Source organism: Haemophilus sp. SZY H68 (assembly GCF_018829685.1).
Classification (GTDB): Bacteria; Pseudomonadota; Gammaproteobacteria; order Enterobacterales; family Pasteurellaceae; genus Haemophilus; species Haemophilus haemolyticus_K.
Map to the genome: position 1 here is coordinate 176,046 of NZ_JAHKKB010000001.1, position 23,631 is coordinate 199,676.

Below are 23,631 nucleotides of genomic sequence, written 5' to 3' on the forward strand. Positions count from 1 at the left end.
AAGGTTATTTTCAACCGCACTTTAGTCTTATTATTCAGCCAGTTCTGTTTGCTCGTGCGCCATCAATTCTTGCCCCACATCATCTAACAAACTTAAGTAGCGTTCATAATGTTTCAACATATCAGCAATCAATTCGTCTTGATCCATATATTGCACATCATAACCCACTCGACCATCAAAGAAATAGGTGTATGGCTCATAGGTCATGCTATGTTGGATATGTGGCAAGTTATCATCATTGATTAATTGCTCTGATACCTCGCGACCAATAGATTTTACCCCGTACATAAAGTCTCGCATCAACTCTTTCTGAATGACTAACTCGACTGCAGGTTCATCTTGATCAAATAACGTGTTAATTTGCACGCTCAAGTCATATTTGCCAATCAACTCTTGACGTAATTCTCGCATAGCCGGTAATACCGTATGTTTAAGGAAATGTAAAATATCTTTTTCTTGTGTTTGGTTCATCATTTGTTCCAAGCGTTCTTTCCACTTATCTCCCGTCCAGAAAATACTGGTTGGATTAACTTTGGTATCAAAATATTTTTTGTCCGCATTCAAGCCTTTCCATAAACTAAAACACATCAATAACATCAACGTTGCGAAAGGTAACGCCACTAACAAGGTCATTGCCTGTAGATTAGCTAAGCCACCTGATTGCATTAAAACAATTGCGACGACTGACATTAATACACCCCACATCACGGCCTGCCAACGAGGTGCTGCAAGGCTTTTATCGCGTGATGCAATGTTATTTAATACATAAATACCGGAGTCTGCCGAGGTGATAAAGAATAAAGAAATCACCACCAAACTCACTAAACCGGTCACACTAGAAAGCGGTAAATAATCTAAGAATTTAAAAAGCAACGTTTCAGGTGAGGAAATCATTTGTCCTAACGTACCTGCAGCTTCACCATCATTCAACCAAATGGCCGTATTACCAAATACGGTAAACCACAAGATACCGAACATGCTAGGAATTACCAGCACGCCAAAAATAAATTCGCGAATGGTACGTCCTTTCGAGATACGCGCAATAAATAAACCTACAAATGGCGCCCAAGAACACCACCATGCCCAATATAGAATTGTCCAACCGCTAAACCAGTCAGTATGTTCTTGTTCATACACATAGGTTTTGAAGCTTAATTGTACTAAATTGCTGAGATAAGTTCCGATGTTGTCGCTAAAAGCAGATAATAAATAAAGTGTCGGTCCCGCCACTAACACGAAAATCAACAAACAGAAAGCTAGTGTTAAATTCAGCTCACTTAAGATTTTTACCCCTTTTCCTACGCCAGAAATCGCGGAAAATGTCGCCAAAGTCATCACCACAGCAATCACAATAATTTGCAAGCTGAAGTTATTTTCACTAATCCAGCCTAATTGATGTAAGCCTGCACCCAATTGTGATGCTCCAAAACCTAATGTCGTGATAACACCAAATAAGGTGGCAAGTAACGCCATAATGTCGATAAGATCGCCTAACTTGCCATTAATACGCTCTTTCAATAACGGATAGAAACAAGAACGTAATGCCAAAGGTAATTTGTAACGGAATCCAAAGTAAGCCAATGCCAACGCAATCGTGCCATACACCGCCCACGCATGAATTCCCCAGTGGAATAAGGTGTGTAACAAGGCCTCTTGTTGTTTTTGTTCTGCTGTACCCGCGGTAATATCAGATAAATAATGCGTTAAGGGTTCGGCTACACCAAAGAACATCAACCCTACACCCATGCCGGCAGCAAATAACATTGCCAACCAAGAGAGAAAACCGAATTCAGGCTCTTCTTCATCATTGCCTAATTTGATATTACCTAGGCTACTGACCGATAAAATGACTAAAAAGCCCAAAAATACTGAGAATGCTAATACGTAAAACCAGCTAAAGTTGGCAAAAATGCCCGATTTGGCGGCATTTAATAAAGTTTGCGTTTGTTCCGGAGCGATTAAAATCATCGCAACGAGTAACACCACAAAAAATAACGTTGCACCAATCACTAAAGGATTGAACGACGTTTGCTTTTCCATAAATTTAGATAAAGACAACGCTTCCCCCTTAAAATTAAGTGAATAAAAATAAAATCAGATTAAATAAAATAAGGCCTTAAGCCCTAAATGGTGAGATGGAACCATCGCAAATGGTAGCACGGAGAAGTGCGATTTTGAAGGAAACGCTCAGTAGAATATGAAGGATTGTTTCCAAAATTTCGTTTATTATATCAAAAAGTAATAATTATTTCAATTTATAAAAATATCGATGGTGTTTAAGTTGTATTTTTGATTAATATAATGAATCACAACACTTGCTCAAACAAGACGGTAAAAGAAAACGTTTTATTTAATGTGTTATAGATAAAACAATTTCTTAATGCAGTTTGAGTGAGGTGAGCAAATGTTTGATCATTTAAATCAGATGAAATAAAAATCTTGATTTTACAATCAGTTATTTGGGGGGGGTCATTATAACCTCGGACGCCAAGTAAGGTTAAAGGATTGGCGAGGTTGAGCCAAATTTTTCCTTCCATTTCTACAATATCGGCACGTTGTTGAACAAAATGCGCTTTTACACTGCTCAAAATGCCCCCTAAAATAGAAACAGCGAAATAATCCACCGCACTTTTTTGTAATGATTGGTTATCGAAATTGACTTGTGAATAGAGCGAAATACTGTCATTCGGTGTGAATAATTTAATTTCTTCTCCGCGTAATACGGCTCGATATTTAGCAGTAAAACATTCACTTTCAGGTACGTTATACATAACGTTCCCTCAATATTGATTTTGCATCATTTAATACCTTAAGTTTGGCTTCAATAATGTCCAATCCATTTAAAGGGCGGTTAGAAAAAGTAGCAAATCCACAATCTGGATTTAGCCAAATTTGCTCTGGTGGAAGGAAATTTAGGGCTTTTTCTGCTCGTTGAACAATCTGATCTACGGTTTCCACTTCATCAGAACGAGGATTGATGACGCCTAAGCCTAAAATACATTTTTGTCTTAGGATTTTACTTTCTAATAACGAACTTAATTCTCCCGCTCTTGGCGTAGAAAATTCGAGCATTAAAATATCGGGTAATGCCGATTCAAATAAATCCACTAATGATGTATAAGGCCCGCGCAGTAATACGCTTTCATCTTTGCTCCAGTTACCACGGCATACATGTAATGCGGTTTTGATATTTTTATTTCTTGCATACTCAAAGATTTGAGTAATTAAACTTTTTGCAAACTGTAGTTCCGAAGCAAAATCTTGTTTTTCGCTTAACGCCGCACACATAAATGAACGTGTTTGATGATGGCTAAAAATAACTTCTGTCAAAACAGGCTCATCAAATTGAACTACACTTACGCCTAGCTCACATAAATGATCAATTTCTTGCTTTAAGATAGCAACAACATCTTTTGCCATTTCTTCTTTTGATGAATAATGTTGCCCAGACACAGGCGAAAGCCACATGGAGCGAGCCATTAAGTAAGGCCCTGGCAAGGTTGCTTTAATTGGTTGCTTGGTTAGATTTTTCAGTAGTAGCATTTCATCTGCTACTAAAGATTGTTTGTAGCTAATTTTTCCTACGCAAATCGCATTTTTTATGGAGAGTGCGGGAACATCCAAGGTTTCTAGCATTGACTCAAAAATTTGCTTTTCTTTAATGTGATCGAGCATTTCACTCATGCTCATTAAGGTCGCGCCTTGAATTTTTTGTGCAATAAAAGAAAGGTAATTGTCGCGAAGTAATTCACCACTCGTGATAATATCAATGCCAGTTCGTTGTTGAAGTTCGACAATTTGTTTTGTTTCTTGAATAACCAGTTGATTAAGTTCTGCTGTGGTTATTTTTCCGAGTGCATGTTTTTTACGTGCCATTAAAAGTGCTTGGCTGCGAGGCATTGAGCCTAAAAGGGAAGTAGTGAAAGGTTTCATAGAAAATCCACAATGATGGGCGTTTATTACACGCCCATCATGACATATTGATATTAAAAGAATTTTAAATATTCATTGGCAGCTTGTAATTGAGCAAAACCTTTTGTTCTACCCGCAACCCAACGTTTTAATCCTTCCAAATCCATCATTTCTTTATGTTCTGGATTGTTGTAATCCATTTTGAACAAGGTTTCGGTGAATGCATTGAATTTGGTTTCATCTAATCCCACGCGCCCACTGAAAATACAATGGTCAAATAATGGTGTTTTTGCAAGTACTTGAACTGTTGCTGGATCGAGTGTGCCATCTTTTGTCCAACGTTCAAAGTTGAAATCTAACATCCATGTTGCCGCAACTTGGCGATCTTTTAATGCATTGGCGGCATCTAATTCACCGCCTACATGATCGCCGTGCAAACCAACACCCACATCAAAGCGTTTTTCTACATAATCTTGACCAAACTCCAAGCCATGTTGATGTAAAAACTCGATAGGAATTAACCGCGCTTGTGGGGAATCAATTGCACCAAAAGCTATAGTTTTATTTTTTAAATCTTCAATAGATTGAATGTTTGGATCATTAACAACTAAATAGCTTTGACGATCTTGGTCTGTATCACGCATGGCACCATTTAAGGTTTTACCACCACTACGTAAGTAACCATCTAACCAAGCTAGGGGAGAGTTCCACGCTATATCAATTTCATTATTGAGTAACGCATCAACTTGTCCTTTGTAGTCTTTGAAATACACGGGTTCAATAGGGAAGCCTTCTTTTTCGAAAAAGTCTGCAATAATGCCCCAAATCACTGTCACTTGTGGGGCGTAGATTACCGCCCCAATTTTTAATTTCTCACTCATTTTTCACCGCACTTTATGGAATTTGTTGACCTGTAATGGCTTTACCTAACCAAATATTTAGCACATCGACACTTGGCGCCATCACTTGACTTGCTAATGCATCGCGTAAATAGCGTTCCATAGGTCCCATTTTGTTATAAGCCTTGCCACCGCCAATACGCATACCAATTTGTGCAAGAGTAATTGCGTTTTCGCTCGCAAGAATTCGGGCAGCTAATAATTTAGCTAATGCATCTGCATCACCTTCTGTGGCTGCTCGAGCCGCATCTCGCGTAGCACATACAGCCGCATTCGTATTTGCATAGATTTTCGCTAAGTGAATTTGCACGGTTTCGATTTCAGCTAATGCAGTACCAGATGTGTATTTACGGTGAGTTGAATGTTTAATTGCCTCAGTAAGCACGGCTTTACATACGCCGCTATAGACAGCCGCCAAACCACAAATAAAGGCAGGTGCAATTCCACCAAATACTTGTTCTGCGCCTGCGCCAACTTCGCCAATACGCCAGCCACGATCTAATGGCATATCGGTCATTCGCATAAAGCAAGAGACATTGCTACGCATACCTAAGCCATTCCAGCTATCGGATTCAAAAGTTAATCCTTGAGTACCAAGTGGAAGCACCCAGTTATCAATAGTTTCACCATTTTCGGAAGGCAAAAGCGCTAAATAATAAGAAGCATAATTGCCAGATGTCACCATGGATTTTAAGCCATTGAATACTGCATGTTCAGCATTAAATTGTGCGGTTGCATCGGTAATATAGAAGTGAGTACCTGTGCCTAATTCACTATAGGCGAGTGCGGCGAAGGTTTGATTTTGAACAATGTCAGAAAAGATTTTTTGTTTGAGTTGATCGCTGCCGAATAGATTTAAACAATTCACTGCAACGTTACTCATCATGTAACAGAGACCAGCAGAGGCTGAACTTTCAGCTAAGGCCATACAGACTTCAGCGTGTTCTTTTAGGGTTAATCCCATTCCGCCGTATTCTTTTGGAATTAAAAGTGAAAACCAACCGGCTTTACCTAATTCCTTAAATGCCTGAACAGGAAATTCTTTTTTTTGATCGAGTTCGTTGGCGTAAGGCTCAATAAACTGTTCCGCTAACTTTCTCACCTGAGTATAGATTTGCGACATAATATATCCTTATTGTGTATTGAGAAAAACTTTCTACGAGGCGGATATTATTATGCTCGGTTTCTTTTTTCCAGTATTTAATTCAAAATAATTTCAGTAATGTGACGTGGATCAAGAAAAAATCTGGCAAGCATTTTCCCATGTGACTTTTTTAATCAATTCAGCAGGTTCATTTCTTAAGGTACAAAGGGCTTTGAAACTTTCCACAATACGTTCTGGTCGATTAGGTTGGCCTTGAAAACCAAATACAGGCATATCTGGACTGTCTGTTTCCAACACTAAGGCATCAAGTGGTAGTTTTGCAATCGCTTGACGAGTTTTATTGGCGCGTTCATAAGTGATAGTACCGCCAACCCCGATTTTATAACCTAAATCAACAAAGCGTTTTGCTTGATCGTAGCTTCCTGAAAAACCGTGTACCACGCCAAGTTTAGATAATGGAATACGTTTTAAAAAAGTAAAAATTTGATCATGGGTTTTTCGACTGTGAATATTGACGGGTAAATTAAATTGCTTTGCCAAATAAAGTTGGCTTTCAAAAAAATGACATTGTTTTGCCCAAAGTTCATCGGTGAGCAAATCGGGAATCGCGCGTTCCAAACCAATTTCTGCCACCGCCGTGCAATTTGCATCACGATTTTTTAAGGCTTGTTCTAACAGAATCAAATCATTTTCGGCGTGTTCTTGAATATAAAGAGGATGTAACCCAAGCCCATAGCGCAAATTATCAGGAAAAAGTGCGGTCATATTTTGGATTGTTTTAAAATCAGCTTCTTTCACTGCCACAATCAGTATTTTTTGCACATCGGCTTGCTTAGCATTATCAACAAGCTGTGATAAAGGCTCCCCAGTAAATTGTTGGAGATAATCAAGATGCGTGTGAGTGTCGAAGAAAGGCATGAGCATTTTCCTTTAGGTCGATAAAAAATGGCGGAATTCATCCGCCATTCACCATTATTCTACTGAAACCGATGTAATCACTACATCTTCAGTTGGAACATCTTGATGAAAGCCTTTGTTGCCTGTTTTCACTTTTTTGATTTTATCAACAACATCCATCCCTTCAACCACTTCACCAAATACCGCATAGCCCCATTCTTGAACGACTTCGCGACCAAACATTTCTTTTGAACGATAATTTAAGAAATCATTGTCTGCCACGTTAATGAAAAATTGTGCTGTCGCTGAATGTGGATCTGAAGTGCGAGCCATTGCAATGGTTCCACGTTTGTTACTTAAACGATTGTTCGCTTCATTTTGGATTGGTGCTTTGGTTGCTTTTTCGCGCATACCGCTTTCCATACCGCCGCCTTGAATCATAAAGCCATCAATAACACGGTGAAAAATTGTGTTATTATAAAAACCGTCTTTACAGTAATTTAAGAAGTTTTCTGCTGTAACTGGAGCTTTATCAAAATCCAATTTAATTTTAATGTCGCCAAAGTTTGTGTGTAACGTAACCATTTTGTTTTCCTTCTGAAAAATTAAGGGTCGTATTATTCCACAATCGAGGTAAAAGTGCTATAAAAGTGCGGTTTGTTTTTATTTCATTTTACGAGCTTAAAAATGCTAAAAATTTTCAATACCTTAACGAGAGAAAAAGAAATCTTTAAACCTATCCACGAAAATAAAGTGGGAATGTATGTTTGTGGCGTTACTGTTTATGATTTGTGCCATATCGGTCATGGACGCACTTTTGTGTGTTTTGATGTGATTGCCCGTTATTTGCGTTCTTTGGGTTACGATTTAACTTATGTGCGCAATATTACGGACGTAGATGACAAAATTATTAAACGTGCGTTAGAAAACAAAGAAACCTGTGATCAGCTAGTGGATCGCATGGTGCAAGAAATGTATAAAGATTTTGATGCACTTAATGTATTACGTCCTGATTTTGAACCTCGCGCGACTCATCATATTCCTGAAATCATTGAAATTGTGGAAAAATTAATTAAACGCGGACATGCTTATGTTGCGGATAATGGCGATGTGATGTTTGATGTGGAAAGTTTTAAAGAATACGGCAAATTATCTCGTCAAGATCTTGAGCAATTACAAGCTGGTGCACGTATTGAAATCAATGAAATCAAGAAAAATCCAATGGATTTCGTGCTTTGGAAAATGTCGAAAGAAAACGAACCAAGTTGGTCTTCTCCTTGGGGGGCAGGGCGTCCAGGTTGGCACATTGAATGTTCTGCAATGAACTGCAAACAACTTGGTGAACATTTTGATATTCACGGTGGTGGCTCTGATTTAATGTTTCCTCACCACGAAAATGAAATCGCACAATCTTGCTGTGCGCATGGTGGTCAATATGTGAATTATTGGATCCATTCCGGCATGATTATGGTGGATAAAGAAAAAATGTCGAAATCCCTCGGCAATTTCTTCACTATTCGTGATGTATTAAATCACTATAATGCAGAGGCTGTACGTTATTTCTTATTAACGGCACATTATCGTAGCCAGCTCAATTACAGCGAAGAAAACTTGAATTTAGCGCAAGGTGCGTTGGAACGTTTATACACGGCTTTACGCGGAACGGATCAAAGTGCGGTTGCTTTTGGCGGAGAACATTTTGTAGAAACTTTCCGTGAAGCAATGGATGATGATTTTAATACGCCAAATGCACTTTCTGTTTTATTCGAAATGGCGCGTGAAATTAACAAGTTAAAAACAGAGGATTCTGAGAAAGCCAATGGACTTGCCGCTCGTTTGCGTGAATTGGGGGCGATTTTAGGATTACTTCAACAAGAACCAGAGAAATTCTTACAAGCAGGTTCTAACGATGATGAAGTAGCAAAAATTGAAGCACTGATTAAACAACGCAACGAAGCTCGTGCAGCTAAAGATTGGGCAGCTGCAGATGCTGCGCGTAATGAGCTTACCGCTATGGGCATCGTATTAGAAGATGGTGCGAATGGAACAATTTGGCGTAAGCAATAACAAGTTTATTGCCTATAGAATCACATTTAGATTCAAAAACTGACCAATGAAGTTGGTTAGAGAAGTGATTGGGTATTTTTATTGAAATTGATAAATGGAAAAAATAAAGGCGACTTTTAGTCGCCTTGCTGAGATTATTTATTTGAGTTTTCATCACATTTATTGATGTCACTACACTTACCGTAAAGGTATAAACTGTGAGCTTTTAATTTAATACCATATTGTTCGCTAATTTCGCGTTGGCGTTGCTCAATAATATTATCAGTGAATTCAAATACTTTTCCGCAATCCTCGCAGATAATGTGATCGTGGTGCTCGACCGGAGCTAATTCAAATACTGATTTATTTCCTTCAAAATTATGACGGATTAAAATGTGTGCTTCGTCAAATTGATTAAGTACACGATAAACCGTTGCAAGCCCAATTTCACTACCTTGTTCAAGTAAAATCTTATATACATCTTCTGCAGAAAAATGCTCATTTTTGTGATTTTGCATTAAAGCAAGAATGGTTAAACGAGGTTCAGTGATTTTTAATCCAGCTTTTTTAAGTAATTTAATGTTTTCTTCAGACATAATGTTCCCTTACTTTTGTGAGCGAAATGCTAAGCAAGCTCAGCTAAACACATTTCATCGTAAATTTGTTTACACCATTTTTCTACACGTTCTGCCGTGAGCTCAGGTTGACGATCTTCATCAATACACAACCCAATGAAAGTTCCATCTTCCAATAATGCTTTTGATGCTTCAAAAGTATAGCCTTCAGTTGGCCAGTTCCCCACAATGATTGCGCCGTGTGGTTCTACGATGTCACGCACGGTGCCGATAGCATCACAGAAATAATCAGCATAGTCCTCTTGATCGCCACAGCCGAAAATACCTACGAGTTTATCTTTAAAATCAATTTCTTCTAGTGTTGGGAAAAAATCATCCCAGTCAGCTTGTGCTTCACCGTAATACCAAGTCGGAATACCGAAAAGTAAGAAATCGTATGCTTCAATATCTTCTTTGCTACTTTTTGCAATATCACGAATATCGATTAAGTCATTACCTAATTGTTTTTGGATCATTTTCGCGATGTTTTCGGTATTGCCTGTGTCACTGCCATAAAATAGACCAACAACTGCCATTTTTCTTTCCTTTTAAAATTTAACGTATTGATTATAAATAGGGGATATACCCTAAATTATGTGGGAGTATACTACAAAAGTATTCTCATTTAAATTAATTAATTCTTATTTACAAATCGCTCTATCGTACGTATAACAAATTCAGGTTTTTCAGCATGCACCCAATGCCCACAACCACTAATAGTAAAAGATGTTGCATGAGGAAATTGTTCTAAAATTTTGTCGCTATTCTCTATTTTTATATAAGAAGAATTTCCGCCTTTAATAAACAGCGTCGGCGTGAGTACATGTACCTTTTCCCAATCCATAATGTTAGCGTAATTATTGAAAAGTGCGGTGAGATTAAAGCGAAAATAATTAGGTGAACTGGGCTCAAAAGATTTCAGCATAAATTGCACAACATCCTGATCGTCAATTTCCTTTTCTAAGAGTGGTTTTGCCTCTTGACGAGTTTGAGGGGCTGCATTTTTTACAGCGAATAAGCCATTAAACACATCTTTATGTCCAAATCCTTCGTAAGGCAGGGGAGACATATCAATTACAATTAATTTTTCGACTAATTCAGGGCAAAGTGCGGTGATTCTCATGGCGGTTTTTCCCCCCATAGAATGGCCAATTAATATCACTTTGGGTAAATTTAAGTGGCGAATGACTGCAATAACATCTTCAGCCATAAGTTGATAAGTCATTTTTTCCGAATGAAAACTATGTCCGTGATTGCGCAGATCTACGCGTAAAATATTGTAATTTTCGCTAAAAGCTCTGGCGATGATGCCAAGGTTATTCATATCCCCGAACAAACCATGAATAAAAACTAAAGTTGGAGAATTAATCGTTTGTTTTACTTGATTAAATTGATAATTGAGCAATGAATTTGCCATAATTTTTGCGTGAGAATTTGTAAAGAAGTCGCTATAATTAAAAAAATTCTAGCAAACAGAGAGAAAAAAATGAAGATCATTGAAGTTGATGAAGAATTATACCAATACATTGCGAGCCAAACCCGCTCTATTGGGGAAAGTGCTTCGGATATTTTACGCCGTTTGCTTAATTTACCGGCACATGCGAGTGTTTTCGCCGATGACTTAACATTTGTTCCGGCTGAAAATAACGAAAAAACAGAATCAAAAGTGGAAGTACTGACTGAACCTGCTAAGTCAGAAAGTGTAAAACCGACCAAAAAACAGCCGATAACTGCGATTAATCAGATCGTAGAAAAAGTTCAAACGTTGTTGAACTCGACAGAATTTCAAGAAGAAGGCAAAGCTGTTACGCGTTTCTTAGCTATTCTACGCGTGCTTTATCGCACTAATCCTGAGAGTTTTGCACAAGCCACAGAATCTTTACAAGGCCGTACTCGAGTTTATTTTGCGCGTGATGAAGCGACATTGTTAATGACCGGTAATCATACAAAACCCAAACAAATTCCAGATACGCCTTATTGGGTTATTACTAATACAAACAGTGGTCGTAAAATGCTGATGTTGGAAGGCGCAATGCAATCAATGGATTTGCCTGAAAGTTTAATTGACGAAGTGCGGGCATATTTCACGGTAAATTAATGATGTATCCTTGGCAAGCATTTGCTATCCAACCTAAGTTTTCTCATAAAATCGCCTTGCGCACTGCACAGGGCGATATTTTTAATTGGGCGCAAGTAGCCGAGAAAGTGAACCAAACTGTTTCCTTTTTACAAAATAAAGGTGTAAATCCTGAAAGTGCGGTTGCTTTTATTGGAAAAAATACAGAAAACATTTTATTTTTATATCTTGCCACAATCCAATTTGGTGCAAAAATTCTAGGTATTAATCCGGCTTTCCCTCAAGAAAAAATTGCTGAGTTGTGTGAAGTTCATCACATCGATTTTTGTTTTTATGATGAAGATTTGAGGGATTTGCCAAAAGCCGATGTTGTAATCCAAAAAGCTGATTTCTTTCGCCCTGCGACAATGACGCTCACGTCTGGCTCTACAGGTTTGCCAAAAGCGGTAGTACATAATGTTCAAGCGCATTTAGATAATGCGAAGGGCGTATGCGAATTGATGAAGTTTGATAGCGAACATTCTTGGCTACTTTCCTTGCCGTTATATCATGTTTCAGGACAAGGTATTGTTTGGCGTTGGTTGAGTTGTGGTGCTGAATTGCATTTTCCGAAAACGGATTTTTACGCTTCATTATTGGAGGCGACTCACGTTTCTCTTGTACCAACACAATTACAGCGTTTATTAGATTATTTACAGAAAAATCCGAGCATTTCATTTGCTACACGCCATATTTTACTGGGCGGTGCGCATATTCCGACAGAACTTACACAAAAAATGGTGAAATATGGTATCGAAACGTATTCTGGTTATGGCATGACAGAAATGGCGTCTACGGTTTTTGCCAAAAAATCTGATGAAAAACAAGGCGTAGGCCAACCGTTATTAGGTCGAGAATATCGTTTGGTGCACGATGAAGTTTGGCTAAAAGGCGCGGGTTTGGCAATGGGGTATTGGAAAGAACGACAAATTTTTCCATTAACGAGTAGTGACGGCTGGCTTCAGACAAAAGATAAAGGTATTTTGCAAGAGGGCGAGCTGGTTATTATCGGACGACTTGATAATATGTTTATTTCTGGCGGTGAAAATATTCAGCCAGAAGAAATAGAGCAAGTGATGCTGAAAAATTCTATGGTGAAACAAGTTTTTGTTTTACCTAAAGCCGATCATGAATTTGGCTATCGCCCAGTTGCGATTGTTGCTTTGAATGAACCCTTTAATCAAAGTGCGGTCGAAAAACTCACTGAATTTTTACAAGATAAATTGGCTCGTTTTAAACAGCCAATAGCTTATTATGAATTGCCAGTAGATCTATCTGCTGGCGCAATAAAAATATCACGTAAAGTGCTTGCCGATTGGTTAGCAAAACAAATAAACGAACAATAAAAAATACAGGTAAATTATGAAAACATCACGTTTTTTCACCGCACTTTTAGCTACAGCTTTAATTGGTTGGGCGATGGTGCATCCAGCATTGGCTGCAAATAAAAGCAATATATTATTACCTACGGAGCAAGAGCTCACCGCAGATTTGGCTGATGTGCAAAAAATGGCTGATGGTGGTGCAAAAACAGCACTTATTAATGAATTGCAAACCTCTTTAGATTTATTGCAACTCATTCAAACTCAACAAAAAAATAATGAAGATTTACATGATGTTTTAGCCCATGCTGACAGTGAAATTAAAAAAAATAATGCGGATTTATTAGCGTTTAAGAAGCAGTTAGAACAATCTAAATCAGTCGATTATCAAGCACAAAATTTAGCAGATTTACAGGCTGCATTAAGCAAACTTAGTGCTCAACAGCAGGAAACGCAAACAGCACTAAGTAAAGCGAATACTCAATTAGCGGGGCAAAGTTCTGTATCTGAGCGTGCACAAACCAGTCTTACTGAGAATTTGAAACGTACACAAGAAATTAATCAACAATTAGCCGATAGCAATCTTACAAAAACTTTACGTCAAAAAAATCAAATAGAATTACAGCTGATTGATTTAAAAAACGCTTACAACCAAGATTTATTGAAAAATAGTGATCAGCTGACATTGCTTTATCAAAGTCGCTATGATTTGTTAAATGCTCGTTTACAGGTGCTACAGCAACAAATTGTGGCGATCCAAGAAGTGATTAATCAGAAAAACTTAGCGCAAACTCAAAACCAAGTGGAACAAGTTCAGCAACAGCAACTAAATAGTGCAAAAAATGCCTATATTCAGAAAGAATTGGCGCGTAATGCGGACTTGAGTCAATATTTGCTACAACAAACTGAGAAAACTAATATCTTGACGCAAGATGACTTGAGAATGCGTAATGTGTTGGAGAGTCTTACTCAAACTCAACATACGATTGATGAACAAATTAGCGCTTTACAAGGTACATTGGTACTTTCTCGTATTATTCAGCAACAAAAACAAAAATTACCAACTAATTTAAATATTCAAGGTTTATCAAAACAAATTGCGGATTTGAGGGTTCAGATTTTTGATATTACTCAAAAACGTAATGAGCTTTACGATTTAGATGCTTATATTCTTAAAGTAGAATCAGATGAAGGCGAAAAATTTAGTAATACAGAGAAGATTCAATTAACGAATTTATTAACTGAGCGTCGGAAAGTTTTATCTGACTTAATTAAATCATTGAATAGCCAGCTTAATTTAGCTATTTCATTAGAGCTTACTCAGCAGCAAATTACTCAAATAAGTGATCAAGTCCAAGCTAAATTAGATCAACAAAGTTTTTGGGTTAAAAGTAATAATCCTATTAATTTAGATTGGTTTAGTGAATTACCACATATATTTGTTGCTCAAGTAGATGGTATTGTGAAGAAAATTGGTTTTCCAACCAACTATAGTAATTTACCTTATTTGCTGATGTATTTCTTTGCTCTGTTTGTTGTAGGCGGTGCGATTTTTCGCTTTAAAGAACGTATTAAACAGCGTTTAGCCAAAATTAATAGTGAAATTAATCGTTTGAAATATGACAATCAATGGAATACTCCATTAGCTATATTATTGACTGCATTTTTAACTCTTTCAGGGACATTATGGTTTTTAGCCATTTGTCAAATGATTGGTTTCTTTTTTGTGAAAAATCCAACTGAGTTTTGGGATTGGTCGTTTAGTATGGCGGGCTATTGGTGGTTCTTCACGTTTTGGCTTTCTTTATTCCGCCCAAATGGGATTTTTGTCCATCACTTTGAATTTTCTCAACAAAGTGCGGTGCGTTTTCAAAGTGTAATTAAACGTATTGTTGTAGCGGTTGTGTTGTTACTGAATACATCAGTATTTAGTAACGTGACCGATTATGGGTTAGCAAATGATGTGATTGGACAGGTGAATACAATAGTTTCATTGCTGTTCTGCATTATTATCATCGCCCCACGTTTCAAAAATGTGCTACGTTCTTACGAAGATGAGAAAAAAAGCCATAACCACATTATTGTCAAAATCGTTCAATTCGGTTTACAGATTATTCCTGTTGGCTTAGTGATATTAGTTGCCTTGGGATACTATTACACTGCGTTGAATTTAATACAGCATCTGATTAATTCTTATATCGCATGGTGTGTGTGGTGGTTAATTCGTCAAGTGATTTATCGTGGTATTACTGTATCCTCTCGTCGCTTGGCTCATCGCCGTTTAGAAGAAAAACGTAATCAGAAACGGGCAAGCATCAATGAAGGATCAACATCCGATGAGCTTGTTCTTAATGAAAAAGAAGAAGGCTTAGCGCTGAATGAAGTGCGTAGCCAATTATTGCGTTTTGCGGATCTTTTCATTTGGACTGCTTTGTTTGGCATTTTCTACTATGTTTGGTCAGATCTTGTAACGGTGGCAAGTTATTTGCGTGAAGTTACCTTATGGCAGCAAACAACAACTACTGAAGCTGGCACAGTGATGGAAAGTATCACTTTATTTAATCTTCTCGTTGCCTTGGTTATTGTAGGGATTACTTATGTGTTAGTACGCAATATCTCAGGTATTTTAGAAGTACTAATTTTCTCACGGGTTAAACTTTCACAAGGCACGCCTTATACTATTACTACATTATTAACTTATGTTTTAGTTGCGGTTGGCGGGGCGTGGGCATTTGCTACATTAGGCATGTCGTGGTCTAAATTGCAATGGTTGTTTGCAGCCCTTTCAGTTGGTTTGGGCTTTGGTATGCAAGAAATCTTTGCAAACTTTGTATCTGGGATTATTTTATTGTTTGAACGCCCAATTCGAGTGGGCGATACCGTTACCATAAATGGTGTCACCGGTACGGTAGCGAAAATCCGTATTCGTGCAATTACAATGATTGATCCTGATAGAAAAGAAGTGATTGTGCCGAATAAATCGTTTGTAACAGGGCAAGTGACGAACTGGGCATTATCAAATACCATTACTCGTTTAGTTATATCTGTGGGGGTTGCTTATAACTCCGATTTAGAATTAGTAAAACGTTTGTTGTTACAAGCTGCTAATGAATTGCCGAGCGTTTTAAAAGAGCCTGAGCCAAGAGCGTTGTTTTTAAATTTTGGTGCAAGCACTTTAGACCATGAGTTACGAGTTTATGTCGGACAGGTTTCAGATCGTAATGATACGCTAGATTTATTAAATCGCCGTGTAAATCAATTATTTAAAGAAAATAATATAGACATTGCTTTCAATCAATTGGATATCTTTATTAAAAATAACGACACGGGTGAAGAGATTCCATTTATTAATATGGAAAAATTAACTAAAACTAATTAAAGAGAAATAATATGGCAGGTAACACAATCGGACAACTTTTTCGTGTGACAACCTTTGGGGAGTCACATGGTATTGCATTAGGCTGTATCGTTGATGGGATACCGCCAAATCTCGAATTATCTGAGAAAGATATTCAACCAGATTTAGATCGTCGTAAACCAGGGACATCTCGATATACTACGCCGCGTCGTGAGGATGATGAAGTTCAAATTTTATCTGGTGTGTTTGAGGGAAAAACGACAGGCACAAGTATTGGGATGATCATTAAAAATGGTGATCAGCGTTCGCAAGATTATGGTGATATTAAAGATCGTTTCCGCCCAGGTCATGCAGATTTTACCTATCAGCAAAAGTATGGAATCCGTGATTACCGTGGCGGTGGGCGTTCGTCAGCACGTGAAACAGCGATGAGGGTTGCAGCGGGAGCGATTGCGAAAAAATATTTACGCGAACATTTTGGTATTGAAGTGCGGGGTTTTTTAAGTCAAATTGGTCATGTGAAAATTGCTCCGCAGACCATCGGAGACATTGATTGGGAAAAGGTAAACAGCAATCCATTCTTTTGTCCTGATGAAAGTGCGGTAGAAAAATTCGATGAATTGATCCGTGAACTTAAAAAAGAAGGGGATTCTATTGGCGCTAAACTTACCGTTATCGCTGAAAATGTTCCAGTCGGATTAGGTGAGCCAGTATTTGACCGTTTAGATGCGGATCTTGCCCATGCATTAATGGGAATTAATGCAGTAAAAGGCGTCGAAATTGGTGATGGTTTTGCGGTGGTTGAGCAACGTGGAAGTGAACATCGTGATGAAATGACCCCCGATGGATTTGAAAGCAATCATGCAGGTGGCATTTTAGGGGGAATTAGTTCTGGTCAACCGATAATCGCCACGATTGCACTAAAACCGACTTCAAGTATTACTATTCCTGGTCGTTCAATCAATCTTAATGGTGAAGCCGTAGAGGTTGTAACAAAAGGTCGACACGATCCTTGTGTGGGTATTCGTGCTGTACCCATCGCAGAAGCCATGATGGCGATTGTCTTATTAGATCATTTATTACGTTTTAAGGCGCAGTGTAAGTGATCTTAATGTGATATTTAAGGCTAGGTCGCTATCTCATAGATAAGCTTTGATGTTACCCCTTTGAGCAATGAATGTTCCTCAAAGGGGAGTTATTTTTTATCGTGGGTATATTTATCGACGATGAAACTATTGATGATAATATTAGAATGAATAAAATTTTATTAAAAACATCCATAATTTTTACCGCACTTTTCTCTATTAACGTTGTTGCCTCTCCTCTAGATTGGCAAAAAGTGAAACGTCCCATTCCAAGTGACGATGGGAAAGCAAAACCTATTGGTAGTTATACCAATGGGTGTATTATTGGGGCGCAAGCATTACCGCCGAAAGGGGAAGGTTACCAAGTGATTCGTATGAATCGCAATCGCTATTATGGCCACCCAAATATGATTCAGTATCTTAAACGTTTGGGACAACGCGCTAAAGCTGCTGGGTTGCCAACGATGTTAGTAGGCGATATTGCCATGCCTGGTGGCGGACGATTTTTAACTGGCCATGCTAGCCATCAGATGGGATTAGATGCAGATATTTGGTTAAGAATGGGTGAAATGTCAGACGCCGATGCACTGAATTCTGATGGTAAAGGTTTATTAGTTGTGGATAGAAAGGCGCAACGAGTGGATGAACGCGTATGGAATAGCAATCATGCGACGTTAATCAAGTTAGCCGCGCAAGATCCAAATGTGACACGTATTTTTGTTAATCCTGCGATTAAGGTAAAATTATGCCAAACCGCTGGCAATGATCGCGGTTGGCTACACAAAGTTCGCCCTTGGTATGGCCACGACTCTCATTTTCATGTTCGTTTAACTTGCCCAGCAGATGCGCCTTATTGTGAAAATCAAGCCCCTGTTCCTGCCGGTGATGGTTGTGGAGACGAATTATATTCTTGGTTTGAACCGCCAAAACCAGGCGCTTCAGTGAGCAAACCTAAAGTTACACCACCAGAGCCGTTTTTGTGCCAACAAATTTTGAACTCACCGAACCGGAGTGAATGGTTAGAATAGCATTAAGGTAAATCAATATGGATATCGGAATTGATCTTTTAGCAATATTGTTTTGTGTTGGTTTTGTCGCATCATTTATCGATGCAATTGCTGGCGGTGGTGGATTAATCACTATTCCAGCGTTGCTCATGACAGGTATGCCACCTGCAATGGCGTTAGGCACCAACAAATTGCAAGCTATGGGGGGCGCATTATCAGCAAGCCTTTATTTCTTGCGAAAAAGAGCGGTTAATTTACGCGATATTTGGTTTATTTTGATTTGGGTTTTCTTAGGTTCTTCCCTAGGTACATTATTAATTCAATCAATTGATGTGGCGATTTTCAAAAAAATTCTGCCTTTTTTGATTTTAGCCATTGGTCTATATTTTTTGTTTACCCCTAAATTAGGTGATGAAGATCGGAAACAACGATTAAGTTATCTGTTATTTGGTCTTTTAGTTAGCCCATTTTTAGGTTTTTATGATGGCTTCTTTGGGCCGGGGACCGGCTCAATCATGAGTTTAGCCTGTGTTACTTTGCTAGGATTTAATCTCCCGAAAGCGACAGCACATGCAAAAGTGATGAACTTTACTTCGAATCTTGCTTCTTTTGCGCTTTTCTTATTGGGTGGACAAATTCTTTGGAAAGTGGGTTTCGTGATGATGGCTGGGAGCATTTTAGGCGCAAATTTAGGTGCCAAAATGGTGATGACGAAAGGTAAAACCTTGATTCGACCGATGGTTGTTATCATGTCTTTTATAATGACGGCTAAAATGGTTTACGATCAGGGCTGGTTTCATTTTTAGTTCGGAAAGCGCGCAAAAGTGCGGTTAAAATTAATTTTATTATGTCGGATAATCAACAAAATTTACGTTTGACGGCGAGAGTGGGCTATGAAGCACACTTTTCATGGTCGTATTTAAAGCCTCAATATTGGGGAATTTGGCTCGGTATTTTCTTTTTATTGTTGTTAGCATTTGTGCCTTTTCGTCTGCGCGATAAATTGGCGGGAAAATTAGGTGTTTGGATTGGGCATAAAGCAAAGAAACAGCGTACCCGTGCGCAAACTAACTTGCAATATTGTTTCCCTCATTGGACTGAACAACAACGTGAGCAAGTCATTGATAAAATGTTTGCGGTTGTTGCACAAGTTATGTTTGGTATTGGTGAGATTGCTATCCGTTCAAAGAAACATTTGCAAAAACGCAGTAAATTTATCGGTCTTGAACATATTGAACAGGCAAAAGCTGAGGGCAAGAATATTATTCTTATGGTGCCACATGGCTGGGCGATTGATGCGTCAGGCATTATTTTGCATACTCAAGGCATGCCAATGACTTCTATGTATAATCCACACAGAAATCCATTGGTGGATTGGCTTTGGACGATTACACGCCAACGTTTCGGTGGAAAAATGCATGCTCGCCAAAATGGTATTAAACCTTTTTTAAATCATGTTCGTAAAGGCGAAATGGGTTATTACTTACCAGATGAAGATTTTGGAGCCGAGCAAAGTGTATTTGTTGATTTCTTTGGAACTTATAAAGCGACATTGCCAGGATTAAATAAAATGGCAAAACTTTCTAAAGCTGTTGTCATTCCAATGTTTCCTCGTTATAACGCTGAGGCTGGCAAATATGAAATGGAAATTCATCCCGCAATGAATTTAAGTGATGATCCTGAACAATCAGCTCGAGCAATGAACGAAGAAATAGAATCTTTTGTTACGCCAGCGCCAGAGCAATATGTTTGGATTTTGCAATTATTGCGTACAAGGAAAGATGGCGAAGATCTTTATGATTAAGAATAAGTTTAAACGTCATATTCTCGAAAACGGATATTCAACAAGGTAAATAAGAAATGGAAGAAAAAATTCGGCTTACGCAATACAGCCATGGTGCGGGTTGAGGTTGTAAAATTTCGCCTAAGGTGTTAGGGACAATTTTACATTCAGAACTGGAAAAATTTTATGATCCAAATTTGCTCGTCGGCAATGAAACTGCTGACGATGCAGCGGTGTATGATCTTGGTAATGGAACTGCAATTATCAGTACCACAGACTTTTTCATGCCGATTGTGGATGATCCTTTTGATTTTGGACGAATTGCCGCAACCAATGCCATTAGTGACATTTTTGCTATGGGAGGTAAGCCGATTATGGGCATCGCCATTTTAGGTTTTCCAACCAATGTATTGCCTGCAGAAGTTGCACAGAAAATCGTTGATGGTGGTCGCTTTGCTTGCCATCAAGCGGGTATTGCTTTGGCGGGAGGACATTCCATTGACTCGCCTGAACCTATTTTTGGGTTAGCCGTGACAGGCGTGATTGACACTGAAAAAGTGAAACGTAATGCTTCTGCAAAATCAGGTTGTAAGCTTTATATGACGAAACCGCTTGGTATTGGTATTTTGACGACGGCGGAGAAAAAAGGAAAACTTAAACCAGAACATCAAGGTTTAGCTACTGCCGCCATGTGCCAAATGAATTCTATTGGCAGCCAATTTTCCCAAGTGGAGGGCGTCACCGCAATGACGGATGTCACCGGATTTGGTTTACTTGGTCATTTAATTGAAATCTGTGAAGGTTCAAATTTAAGTGCGGTAGTTTTTGCGGACAAAATTAAAACCTTGGACGGTGTTAAAGATTATATTGCTCAAGGTTGCGTACCAGGTGGAACGGGGCGTAATTTTGAAAGTTATGGATATAAAGTAGGGATGTTGACGGAAGAACAAAAAGCGATTCTGTGTGATCCTCAAACATCAGGTGGTTTATTAGTGGCAGTTGAGCCTAATAGCGTTCAAACGGTCATTGAAATAGCCAAAGATGCGGGCATTGATTTATATAAAGTGGGTGAATTAAAACCTAAATCAGAACTCGATGTTGTCGTTGAAATAGCTTAATAAAAAAGCGTGGAAATTTTAAAATCCACGCTTTTTTATTTTATAGAAGGATTATTTTCCGATAACGTCTAATCCGCCCATATATGGACGTAGCACTTCTGGCACGGTGATTGAACCATCTGCATTTTGATAGTTTTCAAGCACAGCTACTAAAGTACGACCAACAGCCAAACCAGAACCATTTAAGGTATGCACTAAGCGCGTTTTCTTATCGCCTTTTGCTTTACAACGTGCTTGCATACGGCGGGCTTGGAAATCCCACATATTTGAGCAAGAAGAAATTTCGCGATAAGTATTTTGTGCAGGCACCCAAACTTCTAAATCGTAAGTTTTGCAAGAACCAAAGCCCATATCGCCTGTGCAAAGTAAAACTTTACGATACGGAAGATTTAATAATTGCAATACTTTTTCCGCATGACTGGTTAATTCTTCGAGTGCTTCCATTGATTTATCTGGATCAACGATTTGTACCATTTCCACTTTATCAAATTGGTGCATACGAATTAAACCGCGAGTATCACGACCGTAAGAACCCGCTTCAGAACGGAAACATGGCGTATGTGCGGTCATTTTTATTGGTAATTCTGTTTCATCAATAATCACGTCACGCACTAAATTAGTGACGGGCACTTCTGCGGTTGGAATTAATGCGTAAGGTTGTTCGCCTTCTAAGGCTAAAGTATGGAATAAATCTTCCCCAAATTTTGGTAATTGACCTGTGCCATAAAGTGTGGCGTGATTGACTAAATAAGGCACATAGGTTTCTAAATAGCCGTGTTGTTCAGTATGAAGATCTAACATAAATTGCGCTAATGCACGGTGCATTTTGGCGATTTGACCTTTCATCACAGCGAAACGAGCACCAGCTAATTTAGCCCCAGCGGCAAAATCTAAGCCATTGGCATCTTCACCTAATGAGACATGATCTTTCACTTCAAAATCAAATGTACGCGGTGTACCCCAACGTAAGATTTCTTTATTTTCTGTATCATCTTTGCCTAATGGCACTTCGTCTGCAGGTAGATTTGGAATACTTAATGCAATTTGATTAATTTCCGCAAGTACCGCATCTAATTGTGCTTTTGCTTCAGTCAATTGATTGCCCATATTATCCACTTCAGCCAATAATGGCGCGATATCTTCACCACGTGCTTTCGCAGCACCAATAGCTTTTGAACGAGTATTACGTTCAGCTTGTAAATTTTCAGTGGTCACTTGTAAGTTCTTGCGTTGTTCTTCTAATGAGGTGAGTTTTTCTGTATCAAGAATAAAGTTACGTTTTACTTTTAATTTTTCTGCGACTTCCGCTAAATTATTACGGAGTAAATTTGGATCGATCATGGTATTTCCTTACTTTTTTCGTTGAAATGAAAACGGTTTTATTCTATCGCACGTTGTTGAAATAAACCAGTTAAAAGCCTAGTGAAAAGCGAGATTCTGAAAATAAAGAAAAATACACCGCACTTTGTGTTAAAATTTGCGCCGATTTAATCAAATTTTTAGGTGGGTTATGAGAAAATTTATTCTTTCTTTTCTATTTATGATTATCGGCGGTGGGCTTGGTTTTGCCGGGGCTCATTTTCATCCGACAAAATGGCAGGTTAGTGCGCAATTTGAAACGCCAAAACTGAGTGAGCTAGGTAATTATTTTTCTCTTTTTTCTACATACAGTTTAGTTAGCGGTGATGCGGATGCAGTGGATGCCACAAAGATTGAACGTAAGGCGACCAATTCTGCCTATCATGAATTTACAAAAATTCTGAGTTCTCCCGCTCAATTAATGGCGTTTTTAAATCAATCTGATTTTGTGAAAGCGAGAGCTAAAGTTGAAAATCAAACCATTCAGCAAATCGCCTCACATTTTAAATTTTCCCAAGAAAATAATTTTGAGCAATTAACCCTGTCTTCTTTTGATCGTGAAGAAGTGGATCAACTTTTTGTGGAATACATTCGTTATGTGAATAATCAAGCGCGCCAAACATTAAATAATGAATTGATTACAAAATGGAAATCGTTATTCGAACAAGTGAAAAATGCTGCAGATGCTAAAATTGACGTTTCTTGGGAAAACAAATTGAAAATGATGCAATCTGTTCAACCGTTAGATAATAATTTGGTGGTATTTCATTTTGTTCAACAGCCTAATCTTGTGATGACAGAGAAACCTTATGTTATTTCAACGGGTATTGGTGCTGGTTTTGGAATTATTCTTAGTTTGTTAGCGATGCTGATTTTAGGTGCTGGAAGAAATAAAAAAGCAAAAGAGTAAGGATTGTTTGAGAGAAATAAATTTTGTGATCGCTGTCAAATTTTTAAGATTGTTTTCTGTTTATTTGGGCCGAGTGTAGTAAACTGAAACCAGTTAAAAC

21 protein-coding genes are annotated in these 23,631 nt (G+C 38.3%); 10 read left to right on the plus strand and 11 right to left on the minus strand.

All coding sequences use genetic code 11. From position 1 onward, the window contains the following. Positions 1-30: 30 nt before the first annotated feature. The 7 genes from KP712_RS00855 to KP712_RS00885 all read right to left on the minus strand — a co-directional run bounded on the left by KP712_RS00855 (position 31) and on the right by KP712_RS00885 (position 7,398). Entirely contained in the window at positions 31-2,058 is a 2,028-nt protein-coding gene (locus KP712_RS00855) for a BCCT family transporter (protein WP_164994207.1), read from the minus strand. 248 nt (positions 2,059-2,306) lie between these two features. Further along, complete coding sequence (locus KP712_RS00860; RefSeq protein ID WP_140450196.1) at positions 2,307-2,771, minus strand: OsmC family protein; 465 nt, start codon at positions 2,769-2,771, stop codon at positions 2,307-2,309. Continuing rightward, positions 2,764-3,933 (minus strand): cobalamin-independent methionine synthase II family protein, encoded by a 1,170-nt coding sequence (locus KP712_RS00865; RefSeq protein WP_215767878.1) that lies wholly within the window; start codon positions 3,931-3,933, stop codon positions 2,764-2,766. Before KP712_RS00865 ends, KP712_RS00860 begins: the two co-directional genes overlap by 8 nt. A gap of 53 nt (positions 3,934-3,986) precedes the next feature. Next, a complete protein-coding gene (locus KP712_RS00870; protein ID WP_134079936.1) occupies positions 3,987-4,793 on the minus strand; it encodes a phosphate/phosphite/phosphonate ABC transporter substrate-binding protein in 807 nt (268 codons plus the stop codon). A gap of 13 nt (positions 4,794-4,806) precedes the next feature. Next, entirely contained in the window at positions 4,807-5,934 is a 1,128-nt protein-coding gene (locus KP712_RS00875) for an acyl-CoA dehydrogenase family protein (protein WP_215770470.1), read from the minus strand. 111 nt (positions 5,935-6,045) lie between these two features. Further along, complete coding sequence (locus tag KP712_RS00880; RefSeq protein WP_215770579.1) at positions 6,046-6,834, minus strand: TatD family hydrolase; 789 nt, start codon at positions 6,832-6,834, stop codon at positions 6,046-6,048. Positions 6,835-6,888: 54 nt separating this feature from the next. Next, complete coding sequence (locus tag KP712_RS00885) at positions 6,889-7,398, minus strand: peptidylprolyl isomerase (RefSeq protein ID WP_005634038.1); 510 nt, start codon at positions 7,396-7,398, stop codon at positions 6,889-6,891. A 102-nt stretch (positions 7,399-7,500) separates the two neighbouring features. On the opposite strand from KP712_RS00885, the gene cysS reads away from it, so the two are divergent. Beyond that, complete coding sequence (gene cysS, locus KP712_RS00890) at positions 7,501-8,880, plus strand: cysteine--tRNA ligase (protein WP_111407185.1); 1,380 nt, start codon at positions 7,501-7,503, stop codon at positions 8,878-8,880. Between the two features lie 134 nt (positions 8,881-9,014). Here cysS and fur read toward each other — a convergent pair whose 3' ends face one another. The 3 genes from fur to KP712_RS00905 all read right to left on the minus strand — a co-directional run bounded on the left by fur (position 9,015) and on the right by KP712_RS00905 (position 10,890). Then, a complete protein-coding gene (fur, locus tag KP712_RS00895; protein WP_048954146.1) occupies positions 9,015-9,455 on the minus strand; it encodes a ferric iron uptake transcriptional regulator in 441 nt (146 codons plus the stop codon). Positions 9,456-9,484: 29 nt separating this feature from the next. Beyond that, a complete protein-coding gene (gene fldA / locus KP712_RS00900) occupies positions 9,485-10,009 on the minus strand; it encodes a flavodoxin FldA (protein ID WP_111407186.1) in 525 nt (174 codons plus the stop codon). Positions 10,010-10,107: 98 nt separating this feature from the next. Next, entirely contained in the window at positions 10,108-10,890 is a 783-nt protein-coding gene (locus KP712_RS00905; protein WP_111407187.1) for an alpha/beta fold hydrolase, read from the minus strand. A 69-nt stretch (positions 10,891-10,959) separates the two neighbouring features. On the opposite strand from KP712_RS00905, the gene seqA reads away from it, so the two are divergent. The 8 genes from seqA to selD all read left to right on the plus strand — a co-directional run bounded on the left by seqA (position 10,960) and on the right by selD (position 21,262). Next, positions 10,960-11,571 carry a replication initiation negative regulator SeqA gene (gene seqA / locus KP712_RS00910; protein WP_048954144.1) on the plus strand — a complete coding sequence of 204 codons (612 nt, stop codon included), beginning with the start codon at positions 10,960-10,962 and terminating at the stop codon, positions 11,569-11,571. Positions 11,572-11,573: 2 nt separating this feature from the next. Beyond that, entirely contained in the window at positions 11,574-12,935 is a 1,362-nt protein-coding gene (menE, locus tag KP712_RS00915; RefSeq protein ID WP_048954312.1) for an o-succinylbenzoate--CoA ligase, read from the plus strand. A gap of 16 nt (positions 12,936-12,951) precedes the next feature. Next, positions 12,952-16,290, plus strand: coding sequence for a mechanosensitive channel MscK (gene mscK, locus KP712_RS00920; protein WP_048954143.1), 3,339 nt, complete (start codon positions 12,952-12,954; stop codon positions 16,288-16,290). An 11-nt stretch (positions 16,291-16,301) separates the two neighbouring features. Beyond that, a complete protein-coding gene (gene aroC, locus KP712_RS00925) occupies positions 16,302-17,375 on the plus strand; it encodes a chorismate synthase (RefSeq protein ID WP_005638748.1) in 1,074 nt (357 codons plus the stop codon). 146 nt (positions 17,376-17,521) lie between these two features. Further along, positions 17,522-18,382: a penicillin-insensitive murein endopeptidase gene (gene mepA / locus KP712_RS00930; RefSeq protein WP_111407451.1), complete on the plus strand. Its 861-nt coding sequence runs from the start codon at positions 17,522-17,524 to the stop codon at positions 18,380-18,382. Between the two features lie 17 nt (positions 18,383-18,399). Beyond that, positions 18,400-19,167, plus strand: a complete 768-nt coding sequence (locus KP712_RS00935) for a TSUP family transporter (RefSeq protein ID WP_111407188.1) — start codon at positions 18,400-18,402, stop codon at positions 19,165-19,167. 41 nt (positions 19,168-19,208) lie between these two features. After that, on the plus strand, positions 19,209-20,165 hold the full coding sequence (lpxM, locus tag KP712_RS00940; protein ID WP_065264553.1) for a lauroyl-Kdo(2)-lipid IV(A) myristoyltransferase: 957 nt from the start codon (positions 19,209-19,211) through the stop codon (positions 20,163-20,165). Positions 20,166-20,221: 56 nt separating this feature from the next. Continuing rightward, on the plus strand, positions 20,222-21,262 hold the full coding sequence (gene selD, locus KP712_RS00945) for a selenide, water dikinase SelD (RefSeq protein ID WP_111407189.1): 1,041 nt from the start codon (positions 20,222-20,224) through the stop codon (positions 21,260-21,262). A gap of 51 nt (positions 21,263-21,313) precedes the next feature. On the opposite strand, the gene serS is transcribed toward selD, so the two are convergent. Continuing rightward, entirely contained in the window at positions 21,314-22,603 is a 1,290-nt protein-coding gene (gene serS / locus KP712_RS00950) for a serine--tRNA ligase (protein ID WP_111407190.1), read from the minus strand. Between the two features lie 169 nt (positions 22,604-22,772). On the opposite strand from serS, the gene KP712_RS00955 reads away from it, so the two are divergent. Continuing rightward, positions 22,773-23,531 (plus strand): hypothetical protein, encoded by a 759-nt coding sequence (locus tag KP712_RS00955; protein ID WP_111407191.1) that lies wholly within the window; start codon positions 22,773-22,775, stop codon positions 23,529-23,531. Positions 23,532-23,631 lie beyond the last annotated feature (100 nt).